Genomic DNA, 4,305 nt, shown 5'->3' with positions numbered 1-4,305 from the left:
TCGATCGCCACGATCCGCCCGCCCCGGATCCCGACCTCCCGCGCCGCGATCCCCGCCGTCGTCAACACACGCCGACCACGAACAACCAAGTCATATTCCGGTCTGGTCGTTTCACTCATTGATTTTGTTCCTCTGGTGATTGGGCTATCAGGTCTACGCGCGTCCCGGAACTGCTCCCGCTAGCGGGCGTGGACGTCAGAAGGTGTGCCATCGGCGTTCTGGTTAATGGAAAACGGCCATCCGGTGACAACCTTGGGTCGGGGCGTGGCAAAGGTTCGGACCTTCGACGTACTCAGCCCAAGGCGCACCAGGGACTCGGCGATCGTTACTGCGGCTGCGACGCCGTCGACGACGGGTACGCCAAGGGATGCGCGGATTTTATCGTCGAGCCCGGACATGCCGCCGCAGCCGAGGACGATAACTTCGGCTTTGTCCTCCTCCACGGCCCGTCGCGCCTGGTCCAGAATGGCCTCTACGGCACGGTCCGGGAATTCCTCGAGTTCAAGGACGCCCAGGCCGCTTGCCCGCACGGAGGCGCATCGGGCATCGAGTCCGGCGAGTTTCAACCGGTCCTCAATGAGCGGAACCGTCCGGTCGAGGGTGGTGACGACTGAATATTTGTGGCCCAGGAACATCGCGGTGCTGGCGGCTGCCTCGGTGATGTCGATGACTGGCACGTCGAGCAGTTCCTGGAGCCCCTCCCGGCCGTGTTCGCCGTAGCCGGCCTGGATAACGGCGTCGAACGGTTCGGGATATGCAAGGACAACATCCATAACGGCAATGGCGGCCAGATAGCTTTCGAAGTTTCCCTCGCAGGAGTCCGCGCCAAAGCGCGGGGTGAGGCCGATAATCTCGGTCCCGGCAGTGGCGGCCGTGCGGGCCTGTGCGGCGATCGATTCCGTCATGGAAGCGGTGGTGTTGACGTTTGCGACGAGGATGCGCATGATGCCTTTCGGGTCGTCTGGGATGGGAAGCGGCCGGTCCGCTGGGCAAGAGCGGACCGGCCGTGATGCCGGGCGGTTCAGTGGAGGCTGGGTACGGCGATCGGCTCGCCGGAGACGTCATGGAATTCCCGATTCCGGTCGGCGACGATGAAGTACGCCAGGGCTCCGATTCCGGCGCCGATGAACCAGGAGAACGCCGCGACCGGCTGCAAAGCCGGGATGAAGGCGATCAGGAGCGAAATGATTGCCGCCGGAATGAACGCTCCGACCGCCCTCATGTTGACGCCCTTGCTGTAGAAGTAGGAACCCTTGTCGACTTCGGTGTACAGCTCCGGGACGTTGATGCGGGTTTTGCGGATCAGCCAGTAGTCGGCCATGATGACGCCGAACAGCGGGCCGAGGAGCGCGCCGAGACCGCCCAGGAAGTAGACGATGACTGCCGGATTGTTGTAGAGGTTCCAGGGCAGGATCACCAGTCCGATGATTGCGCTGACCAGGCTGGCTTTGCGGAAGTCCAGCCGTTTAGGCATGAGGTTGGTCAGGGCGTAGATCGGCGCAACGAAGTTGGCCATCAGGTTCACAGCAATGGTCAGAATGAGCAGGGCCAGTGCCGCTGCCACTAGAAGGAAGGTGTTGGGGATCGACTGGACAATGTCGGAGGGGCTGCCGATCACTACGCCGTTGATCTTGAACTGGGCTCCCGTGATCACGATGACGATGAGGCCAAAGAAGAGCATGTTGATCGGGATGCCCCAGAAATTACCCTTGATGATGGATTTGCGGGTGGTGGACGATCGGGTGAAGTCGCAGAAGTTCAGCACAAACGTGGCATAGATGGAAACCCAGAGTGCGCCGCCAGCGAAGATCTCCCGCCACATGGCGCCTCCGGTCAGGGCGTCCGGTGTCGAGAGCGCAATGGAGCCTCCGGCCTGCATAAACATCCAGATGGCCAGTGCGGCCATGGTGATGAGGATAATCGGCCCGGCGAACGCCTCGTACTTGCGGATCATGTCCATCCCGTACCGGACGATGATCACCTGCACGATCCACAAGGCAAGGAACGACGCCCAGCCCAGGGTCGAAAGGCCGAGAATGGAGTCCTTGTCGAGGTCCGCCAGGCCGGGCGCCAGCGCGATCAGGAGGACACGGAGGACCAGCGAAGCCAGGTAAGTCTGGATGCCGAACCAGGCGATTGCGACGCCGCCGCGGATCAGGGCCGGGATTTGTGCGCCGTGGATTCCGAAGGCGATGCGGCTCATCACCGGGAACGGGACACCGGTCTTATGGCCCATAAAGCCGGAAAACGTCAGAAGCATAAACAGCAGGACGGCGCCGACGCCGAGGGCGAGCAGGATTTGCCACGCACCAAGGCCAAGGGCGAAGAGGCCGATCGCAAAACCATAGTTGCCCAGGCTGTGTACGTCATTGGCCCAGAGGGTGAAGATGCTGTAGGCGGTCCAGCGGCGGCCCTTCATCATTGTGGGCGCGAGGTCCTGGTTGTAGAGTCGGGCGCTCGTCGGGGACAAGCCGAGCTCCGCGGCAGAGGGTACGTCATCCAACGCAACGGCGGGACGGTCATGGTTCTCGTCGACGGGCGGAGCCGCGTTCGGCAGTTGTGACATGGAATTGCCTCTCGGAAACAAGAAATGTGTTCTATCGAAGGGTCGGCGTAACTGCCGACAGGCTGGAGGGGGCGGCTTATGGCCGTGTTCTGCAGTCCTGAGATTCAGGAACGGAAAGCCGGGGGACCAGTGGGTCCAGATGGCGCCGCGGCATAGCTGGATTGTCGACGGGGTACGTCCCGGGGATAAGCAGGGGCTGCCGCATAAAGACGACCAATCGTTTGTTGCTGTCCTCCTCGTTGAGGAACAAATTAAAAGTAACCCAGATCACTCCATTCCACAAGGGAAGAGAAAACTTTCATATGGTGGAATTTCAACGACCGACGTGGCGAGGCCGCCGCGGCAGTTGGTGATGCCGAGCGGCGCACGGTGGCACCGCCGTCGGACGCCCGGCGCCATTGCGGCCGCCGGCGCCTCGGGCTGCGCGCCGGTATGGTCGGGTCAGCGGCACGGAAGCGATCGGCGTCCCGTGCAGTGCTGGGGCACTGGAAAAGTTGACACGCAAAATTGCGTGCGCTTCACTGATGGTTATTGGAATAAGACTTCCATGATGTGAAATGGAACTGGTGTTGTCCCACCGCATCGCGGACAGCTGCCCAAAGCAGAAGGACTAATTATGTTGCTCAAGGATTTCAACGGGGCCAGCCGCCCGGAAATTGTCTCCGCGCTGCGTCCCTGCCTTGATATTCAAAGGTGGGTCGAGCAGATTGCCGACGAGCGGCCCTTCTCCTCAGTCGAGGACCTGTTGAACTTCGCCCGCAGTGCCGCTTTTCCCTTCGCCGCGGCTGAAGTGGAGTCGGCATTGGCCCACCATCCCCGGATCGGCGAGGTCGCTGCGGGGGAGAGCTCTGAAGCCAAACTCTCGCGCGTTGAGCAGGATTCCCTTGGCGAGTCTTCGGATGCTGTCATTGCGGCGCTGGCCGAGGGGAACCGGAGCTACGAAGAGAAGTTTGGGCGGGTATTTCTGATCCGCGCCGCCGGCCGCAGCAAAGAGGAAATCCTGGAGGCGCTTCAGGCGCGGATTTCCCACACCGCTAATGAGGAAGAGCCTATAGTGCAGCAGCAGCTGCGCGAGATTTCCATCCATCGACTCAGAGGAATGATGAGCCAGTGACGAGTTCCCACATAACAACGCACATTCTGGACACGTCGACGGGCAAACCCGCTGCCGGCGTCCCTGTCAGCCTGCTGGCGCTGGACAACGGAGACTGGTCGGAGGTTGCAGCCGGGCATACCGATAGCGACGGGCGCGTTAAGGATCTCGGTCCCGACGTGCTGGACTCCGGCACCTATCGCCTGCAGTTCTCGACGGCGGAGTATTTCACCGCCATGAACACGCCGGCCTTCTTTCCGGAGGTCGTATTGACGTTTACCGTCGACAGGAATGAGGCGCACTATCACGTGCCGCTGCTCCTGAGCCCGTTTTCATTCTCAAGCTATCGCGGCAGCTGAACCCCAGGCGCCGTCCGGCTTCAGCCCGGCGCGGACCTTTCTGCAGTCACAATCCACGGACGGGCCCCTAAGGGGTGCAGGTGGCCGTTGGCAGCGGTCCCTGCTTGACTGCCCCTACTGGGGTCGGTAATCTCGAATAGCAAGAATGTTTTCTCACAATATGAAAATAACTAGCCCAGACATTCAAAGATGAAGAGAGGTTGGACGTGGCTGCAGGAGAAGAGACCTCCCATATCCTTAGCGGGTTGACTAACCAGCTGCCTGATCGTGATCCGGAAGAGACCGCC

At 61.2% G+C, this 4,305-nt stretch carries 4 protein-coding genes; 2 read left to right on the top strand and 2 right to left on the bottom strand.

The features are described from left to right. Window positions 1-179: 179 nt before the first annotated feature. Window positions 180-944 carry an aspartate/glutamate racemase family protein gene (locus ABIB49_RS19110; RefSeq protein ID WP_354157644.1) on the bottom strand — a complete coding sequence of 255 codons (765 nt, stop codon included), beginning with the start codon at window positions 942-944 and terminating at the stop codon, window positions 180-182. Between the two features lie 77 nt (window positions 945-1,021). After that, the gene (locus ABIB49_RS19105) at window positions 1,022-2,566 is read right to left on the bottom strand and encodes an NCS1 family nucleobase:cation symporter-1 (protein WP_282361109.1); all 1,545 of its coding nucleotides are present in this window, start codon (window positions 2,564-2,566) and stop codon (window positions 1,022-1,024) included. Window positions 2,567-3,182: 616 nt separating this feature from the next. On the opposite strand from ABIB49_RS19105, the gene uraD reads away from it, so the two are divergent. Both uraD and uraH read left to right on the top strand, forming a co-directional pair. Beyond that, complete coding sequence (gene uraD, locus ABIB49_RS19100; protein ID WP_354157643.1) at window positions 3,183-3,680, top strand: 2-oxo-4-hydroxy-4-carboxy-5-ureidoimidazoline decarboxylase; 498 nt, start codon at window positions 3,183-3,185, stop codon at window positions 3,678-3,680. After that, entirely contained in the window at window positions 3,677-4,018 is a 342-nt protein-coding gene (uraH, locus tag ABIB49_RS19095; RefSeq protein ID WP_282361111.1) for a hydroxyisourate hydrolase, read from the top strand. The genes uraD and uraH overlap by 4 nt, the downstream gene beginning before the upstream one ends. Window positions 4,019-4,305: the final 287 nt, after the last annotated feature.

It is taken from the genome of Arthrobacter sp. UYCu512, from assembly GCF_040547075.1.
Lineage (GTDB): Bacteria > Actinomycetota > Actinomycetes > Actinomycetales > Micrococcaceae > Arthrobacter.
The sequence above is the reverse complement of the archived record's forward strand: the minus strand, read 5'-3'. Positions and strand labels throughout refer to the sequence as shown.

What these genes read in the sequence shown, in the direction of transcription:
- ABIB49_RS19105 (WP_282361109.1), bottom strand. Translation starts at nt 2,566, where the DNA reads ATGTCACAACTGCCGAACGCGGCTCCGCCCGTCGACGAGAACCATGAC.
- ABIB49_RS19110 (WP_354157644.1), bottom strand. Translation starts at nt 944, where the DNA reads ATGCGCATCCTCGTCGCAAACGTCAACACCACCGCTTCCATGACGGAA.
- uraD (WP_354157643.1), top strand. Translation starts at nt 3,183, where the DNA reads ATGTTGCTCAAGGATTTCAACGGGGCCAGCCGCCCGGAAATTGTCTCC.